Origin of the sequence: Massilia cellulosiltytica, assembly GCF_047325105.1 — a bacterium.
Classification (GTDB): Bacteria; Pseudomonadota; Gammaproteobacteria; order Burkholderiales; family Burkholderiaceae_D; genus Telluria; species Telluria orientalis.
The window spans coordinates 5619411-5633627 of record NZ_CP168562.1; the positions used below are offsets into that span (position 1 = coordinate 5619411).

13 protein-coding genes are annotated in these 14217 nt (G+C 68.3%); 6 read left to right on the forward strand and 7 right to left on the reverse strand.

The annotated features are described in order from the left end of the window. Nucleotides 1–4 precede the first annotated feature (4 nt). The 4 genes from preA to ACEN9H_RS24540 all read right to left on the reverse strand — a co-directional run bounded on the left by preA (nt 5) and on the right by ACEN9H_RS24540 (nt 6019). Nucleotides 5–1291: an NAD-dependent dihydropyrimidine dehydrogenase subunit PreA gene (preA, locus tag ACEN9H_RS24525; RefSeq protein WP_413675632.1), complete on the reverse strand. Its 1287-nt coding sequence runs from the start codon at nt 1289–1291 to the stop codon at nt 5–7. Next, on the reverse strand, nt 1291–2655 hold the full coding sequence (locus ACEN9H_RS24530; RefSeq protein WP_413672407.1) for an NAD(P)-dependent oxidoreductase: 1365 nt from the start codon (nt 2653–2655) through the stop codon (nt 1291–1293). The genes preA and ACEN9H_RS24530 overlap by 1 nt, the downstream gene beginning before the upstream one ends. A 547-nt stretch (nt 2656–3202) precedes the next feature. After that, nucleotides 3203–4693 carry a CoA-acylating methylmalonate-semialdehyde dehydrogenase gene (locus ACEN9H_RS24535; protein WP_371763604.1) on the reverse strand — a complete coding sequence of 497 codons (1491 nt, stop codon included), beginning with the start codon at nt 4691–4693 and terminating at the stop codon, nt 3203–3205. A 9-nt stretch (nt 4694–4702) separates the two neighbouring features. Beyond that, nucleotides 4703–6019 (reverse strand): aspartate aminotransferase family protein, encoded by a 1317-nt coding sequence (locus ACEN9H_RS24540; protein ID WP_056123045.1) that lies wholly within the window; start codon nt 6017–6019, stop codon nt 4703–4705. A gap of 171 nt (nt 6020–6190) precedes the next feature. Between ACEN9H_RS24540 and ACEN9H_RS24545 the strand changes: the two genes are divergently transcribed. Genes ACEN9H_RS24545 through ACEN9H_RS24555 form a run of 3 tightly spaced genes read left to right on the forward strand, consistent with a single transcriptional unit; the run spans nt 6191 to nt 8816 of the window. After that, nucleotides 6191–7615, forward strand: coding sequence for a PLP-dependent aminotransferase family protein (locus ACEN9H_RS24545; protein WP_413672408.1), 1425 nt, complete (start codon nt 6191–6193; stop codon nt 7613–7615). An 11-nt stretch (nt 7616–7626) separates the two neighbouring features. Further along, on the forward strand, nt 7627–8277 hold the full coding sequence (locus tag ACEN9H_RS24550) for a TetR/AcrR family transcriptional regulator (protein ID WP_413672409.1): 651 nt from the start codon (nt 7627–7629) through the stop codon (nt 8275–8277). Then, the gene (locus ACEN9H_RS24555; protein ID WP_413672410.1) at nt 8265–8816 is read left to right on the forward strand and encodes a GNAT family N-acetyltransferase; all 552 of its coding nucleotides are present in this window, start codon (nt 8265–8267) and stop codon (nt 8814–8816) included. Before ACEN9H_RS24550 ends, ACEN9H_RS24555 begins: the two co-directional genes overlap by 13 nt. A 4-nt stretch (nt 8817–8820) precedes the next feature. Here the strand turns inward: ACEN9H_RS24555 and gcvA are convergent, their stop codons facing one another. After that, complete coding sequence (gcvA, locus tag ACEN9H_RS24560; RefSeq protein ID WP_056123033.1) at nt 8821–9702, reverse strand: transcriptional regulator GcvA; 882 nt, start codon at nt 9700–9702, stop codon at nt 8821–8823. Nucleotides 9703–9800: 98 nt separating this feature from the next. On the opposite strand from gcvA, the gene ACEN9H_RS24565 reads away from it, so the two are divergent. Next, complete coding sequence (locus ACEN9H_RS24565) at nt 9801–11201, forward strand: amidase (protein WP_413672411.1); 1401 nt, start codon at nt 9801–9803, stop codon at nt 11199–11201. Nucleotide 11202: 1 nt separating this feature from the next. Then, nucleotides 11203–12378, forward strand: a complete 1176-nt coding sequence (locus ACEN9H_RS24570; protein ID WP_413672412.1) for an MFS transporter — start codon at nt 11203–11205, stop codon at nt 12376–12378. Here the strand turns inward: ACEN9H_RS24570 and ACEN9H_RS24575 are convergent, their stop codons facing one another. Together ACEN9H_RS24575 and ACEN9H_RS24580 are read right to left on the reverse strand one after the other, a co-directional pair. Then, nucleotides 12379–12996, reverse strand: coding sequence for a glutathione S-transferase family protein (locus ACEN9H_RS24575; protein ID WP_413672413.1), 618 nt, complete (start codon nt 12994–12996; stop codon nt 12379–12381). It abuts the gene before it with no gap. Nucleotides 12997–13056: 60 nt separating this feature from the next. Next, nucleotides 13057–13749: a helix-turn-helix transcriptional regulator gene (locus ACEN9H_RS24580; RefSeq protein ID WP_413672414.1), complete on the reverse strand. Its 693-nt coding sequence runs from the start codon at nt 13747–13749 to the stop codon at nt 13057–13059. A 189-nt stretch (nt 13750–13938) separates the two neighbouring features. On the opposite strand from ACEN9H_RS24580, the gene ACEN9H_RS24585 reads away from it, so the two are divergent. After that, complete coding sequence (locus ACEN9H_RS24585; RefSeq protein WP_413672415.1) at nt 13939–14205, forward strand: hypothetical protein; 267 nt, start codon at nt 13939–13941, stop codon at nt 14203–14205. Nucleotides 14206–14217: the final 12 nt, after the last annotated feature.

The following is a 14217-nucleotide window of genomic DNA, read 5'->3' on the forward strand; positions in this document are numbered from 1 at the left end:
GGCGTTACACACCGTCCAATAGTACTCCCTCGGCCCTCGGATTCCGGGGATCCTGCGTCCAGTTCATATAGGGCTTGCCCGTCTGCTGCGGCACCATCGTGATGCAGCCCTCGACCGGACAGGTGATCTCGCACAGGTTGCAGCCGACGCATTCCTGGGCGATGACTTCGTACTTGCGCGCATTCCCGTCGACCAGCCGCGCGACCGCCTGGTGCGACGTGTCCTCGCACGCCACGTGGCAGCGGCCGCACTGGATGCACTTGTCCTGGTCGATGTGCGCGATGACCTGGTAATTCATGTCCAGGTATTTCCAGTCCGTCGTGTTCGGCACGGCCTTGCGCGAGAACGCGGCGATGTTTGCATAACCCTTGCTGTCCATCCAGCGCGACAACCCGTCCTTCATCTCCTCGACGATGCGGAAGCCATGCAGCATCGCGGCCGTGCACACCTGCACCGAGCCGGCGCCCAGAGCGATGAACTCGGCCGCGTCGCGCCAGTTGCCGATGCCGCCGATGCCGGAGATCGGCAAGCCTTTCGTCACCGGATCGCGCGCGATCTCGGCCACCATGTTCAGCGCGATGGGCTTGACGGCCGTGCCGCAATAGCCGCCGTGCGTGCTGGCGTCTCCGACGGCCGGGAACGCGACCATGCGGTCCAGGTCCAGGTGCGTGATCGAATTGATCGTGTTGATCAGCGAGACCGCATCCGCCCCGCCCGCCAGCGCCGCCCGCGCGGGCGCGCGCACGTCGGTGATGTTGGGCGTCAGCTTGACGATCACCGGCAGCCGCGTGTAGGTCTTGCACCAGCGCGTGACGAGTTCGATCAGGTCCGGCTGCTGGCCCACCGCCGCGCCCATGCCGCGCTCGGGCATGCCGTGCGGGCAGCCGAAGTTCAGTTCGATGCCGTCCGCGCCCGTCGCCTCGACGAGCGGCAGAATCTCGCGCCACGGCGCTTCCTCGCACGGCAGCATCATCGACACGACCAGCGCCCGGTCGGGCCAGGCCTTCTTGACGGCCGTGATCTCGCGCAGGTTGATCTCGAGGCTGCGATCCGTGATCAGCTCGATGTTGTTGAAGCCGATGACCTCGCGGTTCTTCCCGTGCAGCGCGGAATAGCGCGACGACACGTTGACGGCCGGCGGATCCTCGCCCAGCGTCTTCCACACGACGCCGCCCCACCCCGCCTCGAAGGCGCGCACGACGTTATAGGCCTTGTCGGTCGGCGGTGCGGACGCCAGCCAGAAAGGGTTCGGCGACTTGATGCCGCAAAAATCGATGCTCAGGTCGGCCATCATGCCTCCGCATTGGAAAGGATGTCGTCATGGATCGCCAGCGCCGCCAGCTTGCCGTGCTGGACGGCCTGCACCGTCAGGTCCTGCCCCGGCGCCACGCAGTCGCCGCCCGCGTACACGCCCGGCAGCTTGGTGCGGAACCGCGCGTCGACGTGGATCTTGTCACCTTCACGTTCGAGCTCGCGCGCGAGCGGATCGGACAGGGCGTCTCCGTCCATGTGCTGGCCGATGGCCTTGAACACGGCATCGGCCGCGATGTCGATGAACGCGCCCGTGCCGGCGAGGCGGCCGTCCTCCAGCCGCGTCTCCTCGAAGCGCATGCCGCGCACGCGGCCCGCAGCGTCCAGCAGGATCTCGTGCGGCGCGGCCCACGTGCGGATGCGCACGCCGTTGGTCTTCGCGATCTCGATCTCGTGGCCGGTCGCGCTCATCGCCTCGACACCGCGGCGGTACACGAGCGTGACATCTTCCGCGCCCAGGCGCCCGATCTGCACGGCCATGTCGACGGCCGTGTTGCCGGCCCCGATCACGACCGCGCGCTTCGGTACCGGCAGCGCCGCGAGGTCCGCGGCCTGGCGCAACGTGGCGATGTAGTCGACGGCGGCCGCGAGGCCCGGCGCATCCTCGCCCGTCAGGCCGAGACGGCGGCTGGCGCCGAGGCCCAGGCCGAGGAACACGGCGTCGTAGCGCGTGTGCAGGTCCTGCAGATGCAGGTTGCTGCCCAGGATGCGGCCGTACTGGATCTCGATGCCGCCGATCGACAACAAGAAGTCCACCTCGCGCTGGGCGAAGTCGCCCGGCAGCTTGTACTTGGCGATGCCGTATTCGTTCAGGCCACCGGCCTTGTCGCGCGCTTCGAACACGACGACGTCATGGCCCAGCAGCGCGAGCCGGTGCGCGCACGACAGCCCGGCCGGGCCGGCGCCCACGACGGCGATCGTCCTGCCGGTCGATGGCGCGCGCCGGAAGGGATGATCGGCGAAGTGGGCGTTGTCGATGGCATGGCGCTGCAGCAGGCCGATCTTCACGGGCTGGCCTTCGGCGTCGTCGTTGCGCACGCAGGCGTCCTCGCACAGGATCTCCGTCGGGCACACGCGCGAACAGCTGCCGCCGAAGATGTTCTGCTTGAGGATGTTGACCGCGGCGCCCTCCACATTGCCCTCGTGGATGTTGCGGATGAAGCTCGCGACGTCGATACCCGTCGGGCAGGCGCGGGTACAGGGCGCGTCGTAGCAGTACAGGCAGCGGGCGCTTTCGATGGCGGCCTGGCGCGCGGTCAGCGCCGGGGCCAGGTCCGTGAAGCGCTCGGACAGGGCCCCGTGCGTGCCGGCGGCGGGGGGCAGGTGGTGGAGTGACTCGATCATGAAGCATCCCTTCTTTTCGTAGTGACTCAAAGAAACCACCGTCGCTCCCGCGCAGGCGGGAGCCCAAGTTGCGTGCGTCGTCGAGATGCGTGCGACTTGGGTCCCTGCCTTCGCAGGACGACGTATCAACGGATCGTGTCCGTCATTTTTTCGTAGCGACTCAAAAAAACCACCGTCGCTCCCGCGCAGGCGGGAGCCCAAGTTGCGTGCGTCGTCGAGATGCGTGCGACTTGGGTCCCTGCCTTCGCAGGGACGACGTATCAACGGATCGTGTCCGTCATTTTTTCGTAGCGACTCAAAAAAACCACCGTCGCTCCCGCGCAGGCGGGAGCCCAAGTTGCGTGCGTCGTCGAGATGCGTGCGACTTGGGTCCCTGCCTTCGCAGGGACGACGTATCAACGGATCGTGTCCGTCATTTTTTCGTAGCGACTCAAAAAAACCACCGTCGCTCCCGCGCAGGCGGGAGCCCAGGTTGCGTGCGTCGTCGAGATGCGTGCGACTTGGGTCCCTGCCCTCGCAGGGACGACGTATCAACGGATCGTGTCCGTCATTTCATTTGCGGGAACGCGAACTCCACCCCGCTGCTCGCCGTATTCGGCCAGCGCTGCATCACGGCCTTGTGGCGCGTATAGAACCGCACGCCCTCCGGCCCGTACGCATGGTGATCGCCGAACAGGCTTTTCTTCCACCCGCCGAAGCTGTTGAACGCCATCGGCACCGGCAGCGGCACGTTCACCCCGACCATGCCCACCTGCACCTGGCGCACGAATTCGCGCGCCACGCCGCCGTCGCGGGTGAAAACGGCGACGCCGTTGCCGTACTCGTTGCGGTTGATGAGGGCCAAGGCGCTGCCCACGTCGGGCAGGCGCACGACGCACAGCACGGGGCCGAAGATTTCCTCCTTGTAGATGGACATCGAAGGCTGGACGTGGTCGAACAAGGTGCCGCCCACGAAGAAGCCGTTGTCGCGCTCCGGCACCTTGAAGCCGCGGCCGTCGACGACCAGCGTCGCGCCCTGCTCCACGCCTTCCCCGATCAGTTTTTCGATGCGCTGCTTGGCCGCCTGCGTGACCACCGGCCCCATCTCCGCACCATCCGCCATGCCGTCCGCGATTTTCAGGGCGCGGGTGCGCTCGGCCAACCGCGCGACCAGCGCATCGCCCGCATCGCCGATCGCGACCGCCACCGAGATCGCCATGCAGCGCTCGCCGGCCGATCCGTACGCGGCGCCGATGAGTGCATCGACCGCCATGTCCATGTCGGCATCCGGCATCACGACCATGTGGTTCTTCGCGCCGCCCAGCGCCTGCACGCGCTTGCCGGCGGCGCTGCCGCGCGCATAGATGTATTCCGCGATCGGCGTCGAGCCCACGAAGCTGACGGCCTGGATGTCCGGGTGATCCAGCAGCGCGTCGACCGCGCCTTTGTCGCCCTGGACGACGTTGAACACGCCGTCCGGCAGCCCCGCTTCCTTCAGCAGCCGCGCATGCAGCAGCGACGCCGACGGATCGCGTTCGGACGGTTTCAGGATGAACGTGTTGCCGCACGCGATGGCGACGGGGAACATCCACATCGGCACCATCACGGGGAAGTTGAACGGCGTGATGCCCGCGACGACGCCCAGCGGCTGGCGCATCGACCAGGCGTCGATGCCGCGCGCGATCTGGTCCGTGAATTCGCCCTTGAGCAGCTGCGGGATGCCCACCGCGAACTCGACGACCTCGATGCCGCGGGCGACTTCGCCGCGCGCGTCGGCGAACGTCTTGCCGTGTTCGCGCACGACCAGCGCCGCGAATTCGTCCGTGTGGCGCTGGCACAGCTGCAGGTAGTTGAACAGCACGCGGGCGCGGGCCAGCGGCGGTGTCGCGGCCCAGGCCGGGAATGCGGCGCCGGCTGCCGCCACGGCGGCGGCGACATCCTCAATGCTCGCCAGCGCCACGCGTGCACAAGGCTCGCCCAGCGCGGGGTTGTAGACGTCGGCGAAGCGCTCGCCGCCGTCGAGCACGCGGCCGCCGATAAAATGGTTGATGGTCTCCATGGTCGCCTTTCAGTCGAGGTTTTTCAGGACGGCGGCCAGCTTGCCGAACAATTCGTCGATGTGTTTTTTCTCCAGCACGAGCGGCGGCGACAGCGCGATGATGTCGCCCGTCGTGCGGATCAGGATGCCGTCCGCGAAAGCCTGCTTGAACGCGGCAAAGGCACGCGCGCCTGGCTTGCCGGGGATGCTTTCCAGCTCGATGCCGGCGACGAGGCCGATGGTGCGGATGTCGATCACGTGCGGCAGCCCGCGCAGGCTGTGCACCGCGTCTTCCCAGTACGGTTGCAGTGACTTCGCGTTTTCCAGGATGCCCTGCTCCTTGAAGACTTCCAGCGTGGCGATCGACGCGGCGCACGCGAGCGGGTGGCCGGAATACGTGTAGCCATGGAACAGCTCGATGCCGGCCGGCGCTTCCATGAACGCGTCGTGGATGAATTTTTTCGAGAACACGGCGCCCATCGGCACGGTGCCGTTGGTGAGGCCTTTCGCCGTCGTCATCATGTCCGGCTCGACGTCGAAGTAATCGACGGCGAACGGCGTCGTCAGGCGGCCGAAGCCCGTGATCACTTCGTCGAAGATCAGCAGGATGCCGTGCTTCGTGCAGAGTTCGCGCAGGCGCTTCAGGTAACCCTGCGGCGGAATCAGCACGCCCGTCGATCCGGCCACGGGTTCGACGATGACGGCGGCGATGGTCGACGCGTCGTGCAGCGCGACGATGCGTTCCAGTTCGTCGGCCAGTTCCGCGCCATGTTCCGGCTCGCCGCGCGAGAACGCGTTCTTGCCGAGATTGTGCGTGTGCGGCAGGTGGTCCACGCCGGGAAGGAGTGGCCCGAAGGCCTTGCGATTCGGGCCGATGCCGCCGACGGACAGCCCGCCGAAGCCGACGCCGTGATAGCCCCGCTCGCGCCCGATCAGCCGCGTGCGGCCGGCGTCGCCGCGGGCCTTGTGATACGCGAGCGCGATCTTGAGGGCGGTGTCCACCGCTTCCGAGCCGGAATTCGTGTAGAACACGTGGCCGAACTTGTGGTTCGTGTAGTCCATCAGGCGTTCGGCCAGGTCGAAGGCGGCCGGGTGGCCCATCTGGAACGTCGGCGCGAAGTCGAGCTGGCCGACCATCTCGCTGACGGCGGCGACGATCTTCGGCTGCGCGTGGCCGCACGGGACGCACCACAGGCCGGCGGTGCCGTCGAGGACTGCGTTGCCGTCGACGTCCTTGTAATACATTCCTTGTGCCGAGACGAGGAGGCGCGGATGGGCCTTGAAGTCACGGTTGTTGGTGAATGGCATCCAGAAGGATGACATCGATTCGGGTCTGGACTCGTTCATGCGACTCCCCTTTTAGAATCAGTGGCCAGTACAAAATTTACCAACTGGCAAAAACAATGATGCAATAATAGACAGCAGTACAACAGTGGCACATATACACAGTCTGCGAAAATGGCCAACCGTATAGGTAGCATAGCCTGTACAGTTTCGGACGTCGCGCGATGGAGGCGCATGGAACCCACCGAAAAGAGCGAGAGCGAGGGATGGCCGGTGCTGGCGATCGACCGCCAGCGCCGCGGCAGCCTGGTCGACCAGATCGTCGCGGCCATCGCCGGGATGGTAAATCGGCGCACGCTGCCCGCCGGGACGAAGATGCCGTCCGTTCGACAATTCGCAAAAGTGAATGGCGTCAGCACCTTCACCGTCGTCGAATCGTACGACCGCCTGCTGCACCTGGGCCTGCTGTCATCGCGGCGCGGGTCCGGCTTTTTCGTCGCGCGCGGCGCGGAAGCCCCGGCGCAGCAAGCGTGCCTCCCCGCGGCCGCCAATGTCGTCGACACGCTCACGCCCGACCTCTATTCCGGCCAGACGGATGCGCTGCCCGTCGGCGCCGGCTGGCTGCCGCCCGAGTGGTATGGCGAATCGACGATCCTCGACGCGGTGCGCCACGCGATGAAGATCCCGGCCGGCCGCCTGCGCGGCTACGGCCACCCGCTCGGCTTTCCCAGCCTGCGCCAGCATCTCGCCACGACGCTGTCGGCCGATCTGTTCGCAGTTGAACCGGAACAGATACTGCTCACGCACGGCGCCACGCATGCGTTCGACCTCGTGCTGCGCACGCTCACGCGGCCGGGCGACGTCGTGTTCGTCGAGGATCCCGGCTACGGCAATCTGCTCGCGCTCGTCCGGCATCACGGCTGCGAGGCCGTCGGCATCCCGCGCGACGCGCATGGCCTGGACATGGAGGTCCTCGCGCGCGAGGCCCAGGCGCGCCAGCCGAAGCTCATGTTCGTCAACACGGTGCTGCAGAATCCCCTCGGCACGTCGCTGTCGCAGGCGCAGGCGCACCGGCTGCTCGCGCTGTCCGAGCAGTACGATTTCTGGCTCGTCGAGGACGACATCTACCGCGAACTGGCCGCCCGCGGCGACTCGTCGCTGGCCGCCATGGACGGGCTGCGCCGGGTGATCCGCATCGGCAGCTTTTCCAAGACCCTGTCGCCCGTGCTGCGCGTGGGTTCCGTTTGCGCGTCGGGCTCGTTGATGCCCGAACTGGTGCGCGTCAAGATGCTCACGGGCCTGACGACGTCCGAGGTGAACGAACGCGCCGTGTACGATGCGGTCAGCAGCCGCGCCTACCGCAAGCAGGTCGAGCGCCTCGTGCTGCAGCTGGACGACGCGCGCGAGCTGGCGCTGGAGCGCCTCGGCGACGCGGGCCTCGTGCCGCTGGCCCGGCCGCGCGGCGGGATGTTCGTCAGCGCAGGCTGGCCGGCGCAAAAACAAAGCGGCCGCGCCATCGCCGAACGGGCGCTGCGCGCGAGCATCCTGCTGGCGCCGGGCGAATTCTTTGCGCTGAAGCCGCCCGCCACGGCCTGGTTCCGCTTCAACGTCGCGTATGCCCACGAGCCGGCCCTGCTCGACTTCCTGCGTTCGATTTGAGGAGAACACCCATGACCATCGCCCCCGTCAAACACAGGGTCAGCCATCGCGACAAAGTCGAAACGACCATCCTCGGCGAAGCCGTGCGCCAGTTCGCCGAATGCGGCTACGAAGGCACGTCGATCGCCACCGTCGCCGAGCGCGCGGGCCTGTCGAAGCAGAACCTGATGTACTACTTCCCGACCAAGCAGGCCCTGTACCAGCGCGTGCTCGACAACGTGCTGGACGACTGGCTCGCGCGCATGGCCAGCCTCGCGGATCCGGGCAAGGACCCGGGCGACGTCCTGCGCGCCTATGTGCGCGCGAAGCTGACGTTCTCGCGCGAGCAGCCGCTCGCGTCGCGCGTGTATGCGATGGAAGTGATCGGCGGCGCCAAGCTGTACGCCGACCAGATCCGCCGCCGCGTGATCCCGCTGCTGCGCGCGGACATCGCCGTGTTCGAGCGCTGGATCGCGGACGGAAAGATCGCGCCCGTCAACGCCACCCATCTGCTGTTCGCCGTGTGGGCGATGACGCAGTCGTACGCCGACTTCGCCGCCCAGATGACGCTCGTGCTCGACCGCGAACAATTGAAACCATCCGACTTCGACGACGCCGAACGCCTGATCACGGGCATGGTCCTCGCCGCCGTCGGCCTCCAGGAGAACCCATGCCCACCCTGAGCCCCATCGAACTGTTCACGCCCCGCCTGAAACTGCGCTGGATGGACGAGCGCGACGTCGACGCGCACTATGCCGTGTTTGCCGATCCGGAAGTGGCGCGCTACTGGAGCAGCGGGCCGTGGACGTCGCTCGATCAGTCGCGCGAGCATATCGCCGCCACCCAGGCCGCCTATGCGGACGGCAGCGGCATGCGCCTGGGCGTGGAACTGATCGACACGGGAGAACTGATCGGCAACGTGAGCCTGCACCGCTTCGTCGACACCAGCCGCCGCTGCGAAATGGGCTACGCACTGGCCCGCGCCCACTGGGGCGGCGGCTACGTCAGCGAGGCGCTGCGCGCGCTGCTGGCCTACGGTTTTACGACGCTCGACCTGAACCGCGTCGAGGCCGACGTCGACCCGCGCAACGGGGCGTCCGCGCGGGTGCTGGAAAAGCTGGGGTTTCACAAGGAAGGCTATATGCCCGAGCGCTGGATCGTGCAGGGCGAGCCCGCCGATACGGTGTATTACGGCCTGCTGCGCCGGCACTGGAACGGGTGATCCGCTAGTCCACCGCCAGGATCCAGTCGCGCAGCGCGGCCACCTTCGGGTTGTCCTGCCGGGCCTCCGGATAGACCAGGTAGTAGGCGAACGTCTCCATGTGGGCCGGTTTCGCGAGGCTGACCAGGCGCCCGGCATCCACCTCGTGCGCCACCATCGCGGCCGGCAGCAGGCCGGCGCCCTGCCCGGCCAGGACTGCAGCGAGCAGCAGGCTGGCGTCGTCGAACGACGGGCCGCGCGGCAGCGCGACGTCGTCCACGCCGTTTGCCTGGAACCACAAGCTCCATCCCTTGCGGTCGGCGTCGTGCACGTGCGGCCAGCGCGCCAGGTCCGCAGGAGATGACGGCAAGCCAAGGCGTTCCACGAGGGCCGGCGCGGCCACCGGCACGATCTCGACGGAGGCCACGCGATAGCTGCGCAAGCCCGGATAGCGGCCCGCGCCGTGCCGGACGGCGACGTCCACGCCGTCGCGCGCAAAATCCGCCAGCGCGGTGCTGGTCACGATATGCAGGTCGATGCCGGGATGGGCGTCGCGGAACCGCTGCAGGCGCGGCATCAGCCACGCGGACGCGAAGAACGGCGTGACGCTCAACGTCAGCGTGCCGGCATCCGCGGACGCCGCGAGGCGCTGCGTGGCCTGCGCGATCTGCCGGAAGGCGTTGCGCACGGGCGGCAGGTAGTCGCGGCCCGCCTGGGTCAGCAGGATGCCCCGGTTGACCCGCTCGAACAGCTTTACGCCGAGGTGCTCCTCCAGTTGCCGCACGAGCTGGCTGACGGCGCCCGGCGTCACGCACAACTCTTCCGCCGCGGCTTTCACGGACAGGTGCCGCGCGGCGGCTTCGAACGCGCGCAGCGGCTTCAAGGGCGGCACCGGCTCACGGATCATTTAGAAAATCTCAATCGAAACAGACAGGAAAACTCGGTTGTGCCACTGTCACACCGAGAGCTACAGTACCCGCATTGTAAGCCGATTCAGGAAAGAGAATGACTAAACCGACGGACGTCCTGCACTATCTCGACATCGGCGCGCTTGCGCCACTGATCCGCAAACGCGACGTGTCTTCCCGCGAGGTGACGCAAGCGCTGCTCGACCGCATCGCCGCGCTCGACGGCGACCTGCATGCGTACGCGCTGGTGCTGGCCGACGCCGCGCGCGCGCAAGCCGACGCGGCCGACAGGGAGATCGCGGCCGGCGGATGGCGCGGGCCGCTGCACGGCGTGCCGATCGCGGTGAAGGACTTGTTCGACATCGAAGGCGTGCCGACGCGCGCCGGCATGCGGCTGCGCAGCCAGCCCGTCGCCACCCGCGACGCGACGGTGGTGCGGCGCCTGCGCGACGCCGGCGCTGTCCTCATCGGCAAGCCCGAGCTCACCGAAGGCGCGTATTCCGATCACCACCCGGCCGTCATCCCGCCGCGCAACCCGTGGCACGCGGACTATTGGCCGGGCATCTCGTCGAGCGGTGCCGGCGTCGCCGTCGCGGCAGGCATGGCATATGGCTCGCTGGCCTCGGATACGGGCGGGTCGATCCGCTGGCCGTCCGCGGCGAATGGCCTCACGGGACTGAAACCGACATGGGGCCGCGTGAGCCGCCACGGCGCGGCCGAACTGGCGGCGTCGCTGGACCATGTCGGGACCATGGCCCGCAGCGCCATCGACGCCGGCATCCTGCTGGGCGCCATCGCGGGGGCCGATCCGGACGACCCGACGGCGTCGCTGATGCCTGTCCCCGACGACACGGCAGGCGCCGGCGTCGCGGGCTGGCGCATCGGCGTGGACGCGGCGTGGAACCGCGACGGCGTGGACGCCGGCACGCGCGCGGTGCTCGCCGAGGCGCTCGCGGCGTTTGCCGCGCTGGGCGCCGACATCGTCGACGTCCGCTTCCCCGACGTCGCGCAGGCCATCGCCGACTGGGTGCCGCAATGTGCCGTGGAGGCGGCCGTGGCGCACAGCGACCGCTATCCGCGCATGCAAGCGGATTACGGCGCCGTCCTCGCGGCGGTCATCGAGGCCGGCAAGGCGTTGTCCGGCACCGATTACCAGGCCATCCTGCTGCGGCGCGCGGCCTTCCGCGGCCGTGTCGACCGGGTCCTCGCAGCCGTCGACGTCCTGCTCACGCCCGTGCAACCGTTCGCCCCGCTCACGCTCGCGCAGATCCGGACGCTGGGCACGCAGCCCGACCTCATCGCCGGGCTGCAGCGCTACACGTGCCCCTTCAACATGTCCGGCCATCCGACGCTCACGCTGCCGGGCGGCTTCACCGACGCTGGCATGCCGGTCGGCCTGCAACTGGTGGCGCCCCGCTGGCGCGAGGACGCGCTCGTGCGCGCCGGCGCCGCGTTCCAGGCGCGAACGCCGTGGCACCGGCGCCATCCGGAGCGCTAGCATGGGATCGCGTGTCTTCTACGGCTGGGTCGTCGTCGCGGCGGCGTTCGCGGTCTGTTTCGTCGGCTTCGGCTGCGCGTACACGTTCAGCGCGTTCGTGCCGGCGCTGCAGCGGGACTTCGCGGCGTCGCGCGGGTCAGTGTCGCTCGTGTTTTCGCTGGCGGGGTTCCTGTATTTTGCGCTGGGCGTCGTCAGCGGCCCGCTCGCGGACCGCTGGGGCGCGCGCCGCCTGGCCATGCTCGGCATGCTGCTGGTGGGCGCCGGCCTCGCGCTGGCCGGCGTCGCGCGCAGCCTGCATGCGGTGTATGCGGCCTACGGCCTCGGCGTCGGCCTGGGCATCGGTTGTGCGTACGTGCCCGCGCTGGGCGCCGTGCAGCGCTGGTTCGTCACGCGCCGCGGCGTCGCATCGGGCCTCGCAGTCAGCGGCATCGGCGTCGGCACGCTGGTCATGCCCCCGCTCGCGACGGCGCTGATCGACGCGCTGGGATGGCGCGGCGCCTACCTCGCGCTCGGGTGCGGCGCGGCCGTCGTCGGCATCGGCATGGCCGCGCTCATTGCCGACGATCCCGTCGACAAAAACATGGGGCCGGCCCGCGTCCATGCCGGCATGCTGCTGCGCGAGGCCGTCCGGTCGCGGCAATTCGCATTGCTGTACGCGGCCTGCCTGGTCTGCTCGTTCGGGGTGTTCGTGCCGTTCGTCCACCTGGTGCCGTATGCGCTGGACCACGGCATCGGCCAGAAGGACGCGGCTTACCTGCTGGGGTCGATCGGTATCGGCAGCACGCTGGGCCGGTTCTTCCTCGGTGGACTGGCGGACAGGGTCGGGCGACTGGCCTTCCTGCTGGCGATGTTTGCCGGCATGGCTGCCGCACTCGCGGTGTGGGCGGTCTCGACGGGCTTCCTCGCACTGGCCGGGTTCGCCCTGCTGTTCGGCCTGTTCTACGGCGGCTGGGTCGCCATCATGCCGCCCGTGGTGACGGATCTGTTCGGCAACCGCCAGGTCGGCAGCATCATCGGCGTCCTGTACACGAGCGTCGCGGTGGGTACGCTCCTCGGACCCACCGCGGCCGGCTACCTGTTCGACGCGAGCGGCAGCTATACGGTGCCGATCGTGGCCAGCGCAGCCGTCAACGTCGCCGCGGCGGGGATAGCCGCGCTGGTGGGCAGGCCGGCCTGATCACCATTCGTGCGCCGTCCGCTGCCACGCCGGCAGCGCCTGGACGCGCTCGAACCAGGCCAGCAGGCGCGGATACGCATCCAGCGGCAGGTGCGCCCTGTCCTTGTACATGAGCGGCGCCGCGACGGCGTAGTCGGCCAGGGTCACGCCGTCGCCGGCAAGCCAGTTGCGCGTGGCCAGGTGCTGGTCCAGCACACGGGCCGCCTCGGCCAGGTCGGCTGCGCCGCGCGCGACTTCCGTCGGATCGGCGTCCTGGCCGGTGACGAATTTCTTCCAGAGGTGTTCCCACGTGAACACGCCGATGGCCGGAGCGAAATGCTGGCAGGCCCAGAACATCCAGCGGCTGACGTCGGCGCGCGCCCGGCGCTCCTGCGGCCACACGGTCTGGCCGGGCGTGCCCTCGGCCAGGTATTGCATGATCGCGCACGATTCCCACAGGATGAAGTCGCCGTCGATCAGCACGGGCAGCTTGGCGTTCGGATTCACCTCGCCAAGGCGGCGGCGGTCGTCCTGGCTGGCCAGGTTGATCTGGATGAGGTCGAACTCGATGCCGAGGTGGTCGGCTGCCAGCAGCACGCGGCGGGTATTGGACGAGTAGTGGTTGTAGTAGAGCTGCATGGCCGTCTCCTGTGGGTTGGTTGATGCGTTTATGTTAAGACGGGCCACTGACAGATCCTGTCAGGAGTATTCCGGAATGTCGTACAGCTTGCGCCACTCCCGCAGCAGCTGGTGCCGCGGCGACGGATAGCGCTCCGTGCTCGGTTCGGCCCGGACGATGCGGTCGACGCGGAAGTGGCGGATCGCATCGCGCAGTTCGCACCACGCCGCCATCACGCGCTTGCCCTCGAAGAACGCGAGCGCGAACGGCCATACGATGCGTTCCGTCGCTGCGTCGCTCCCGTCGCGGTAGGCGATGCGCAGCTTGCACTGGCGCCGGATCGCCTCGCGCGCCGGCTGGATGAACGCCTCGACCGGCGCCGCTTCCGGAAAGGCCGGCACCCACAGGCTCATCTCGGCCATGTGGTCGCGCAGGTCGCGCGGCGTGGCCGTCGCGATCTTGGCCAGGGAGCGGTCGGCCGCGTCGGACAGCGCCGCGTCGCCCTGCTGGCGCACCCAGCGCGCGCCCAGCACGAGGGCTTCCAGCTCGTCGGCGTCGAACATCAGCGGCGGCAGGAAAAAGCCCGTGCGCAGCACATAGCCGACACCGGCCGAGCCCTCGACGGGCGCGCCCAGTTGCACGAGCGTCTGGATGTCGCGGTAGATCGTGCGTTCCGACACGCCGAGGCGTTCGGCCAGGGCACTGGCCGTTACGGGGCGGCGGTGGCCGCGCAGGGCGTCCATCAGCTGGAACAGGCGTCCGGTGCGGCTCATGGCAGGCGTAAAAGTTTCATGGACGACATCATATTACGCCGGACCGGCGGGGTCCAGACGCGCCCGCCCATCCGGCCGCACGACCAGTCATCCCGCATTTTCGGCAGTTCGTCGGCGCCCCGTGGCCACGATGCCTGCAGGGATGTAGAGTGACTCCATCGAAACAAGTTCCAACCGCAAGGAGTGATCATGACCAGGACCTACCACCGCAGCTTCGGCGCCACGCTGGAAGACCTCGCCCGCGACATCGTCGACGCCTGCCGCCGCGCCACGCGCGCCATCGCCGTGATGCCGTGGCCCGCGATGCTGGTGTGCTGCATCGCCCTCGCGTTCGTGATCAGCATCCTGCCGCTCGCATTGTTCCTGTTCGTCCTGTTCATGGGCATCAAGGTGATCATCGGCGCATTCGTCGTGGACCAGCGCCGCACAAGCCGCGACCACTACAGCGAGAAATAAGCAGGAGAGCAT

Bases quoted from the DNA above. Each gene is read 5' to 3' on its own strand.
- preA (WP_413675632.1), bottom strand. From the start codon at position 1,291: ATGGCCGACCTGAGCATCGATTTTTGCGGCATCAAGTCGCCGAACCCT.
- ACEN9H_RS24530 (WP_413672407.1), bottom strand. From the start codon at position 2,655: ATGATCGAGTCACTCCACCACCTGCCCCCCGCCGCCGGCACGCACGGG.
- ACEN9H_RS24535 (WP_371763604.1), bottom strand. From the start codon at position 4,693: ATGGAGACCATCAACCATTTTATCGGCGGCCGCGTGCTCGACGGCGGC.
- ACEN9H_RS24540 (WP_056123045.1), bottom strand. From the start codon at position 6,019: ATGAACGAGTCCAGACCCGAATCGATGTCATCCTTCTGGATGCCATTC.
- ACEN9H_RS24545 (WP_413672408.1), top strand. From the start codon at position 6,191: ATGGAACCCACCGAAAAGAGCGAGAGCGAGGGATGGCCGGTGCTGGCG.
- ACEN9H_RS24550 (WP_413672409.1), top strand. From the start codon at position 7,627: ATGACCATCGCCCCCGTCAAACACAGGGTCAGCCATCGCGACAAAGTC.
- ACEN9H_RS24555 (WP_413672410.1), top strand. From the start codon at position 8,265: ATGCCCACCCTGAGCCCCATCGAACTGTTCACGCCCCGCCTGAAACTG.
- gcvA (WP_056123033.1), bottom strand. From the start codon at position 9,702: ATGATCCGTGAGCCGGTGCCGCCCTTGAAGCCGCTGCGCGCGTTCGAA.
- ACEN9H_RS24565 (WP_413672411.1), top strand. From the start codon at position 9,801: ATGACTAAACCGACGGACGTCCTGCACTATCTCGACATCGGCGCGCTT.
- ACEN9H_RS24570 (WP_413672412.1), top strand. From the start codon at position 11,203: ATGGGATCGCGTGTCTTCTACGGCTGGGTCGTCGTCGCGGCGGCGTTC.
- ACEN9H_RS24575 (WP_413672413.1), bottom strand. From the start codon at position 12,996: ATGCAGCTCTACTACAACCACTACTCGTCCAATACCCGCCGCGTGCTG.
- ACEN9H_RS24580 (WP_413672414.1), bottom strand. From the start codon at position 13,749: ATGAGCCGCACCGGACGCCTGTTCCAGCTGATGGACGCCCTGCGCGGC.
- ACEN9H_RS24585 (WP_413672415.1), top strand. From the start codon at position 13,939: ATGACCAGGACCTACCACCGCAGCTTCGGCGCCACGCTGGAAGACCTC.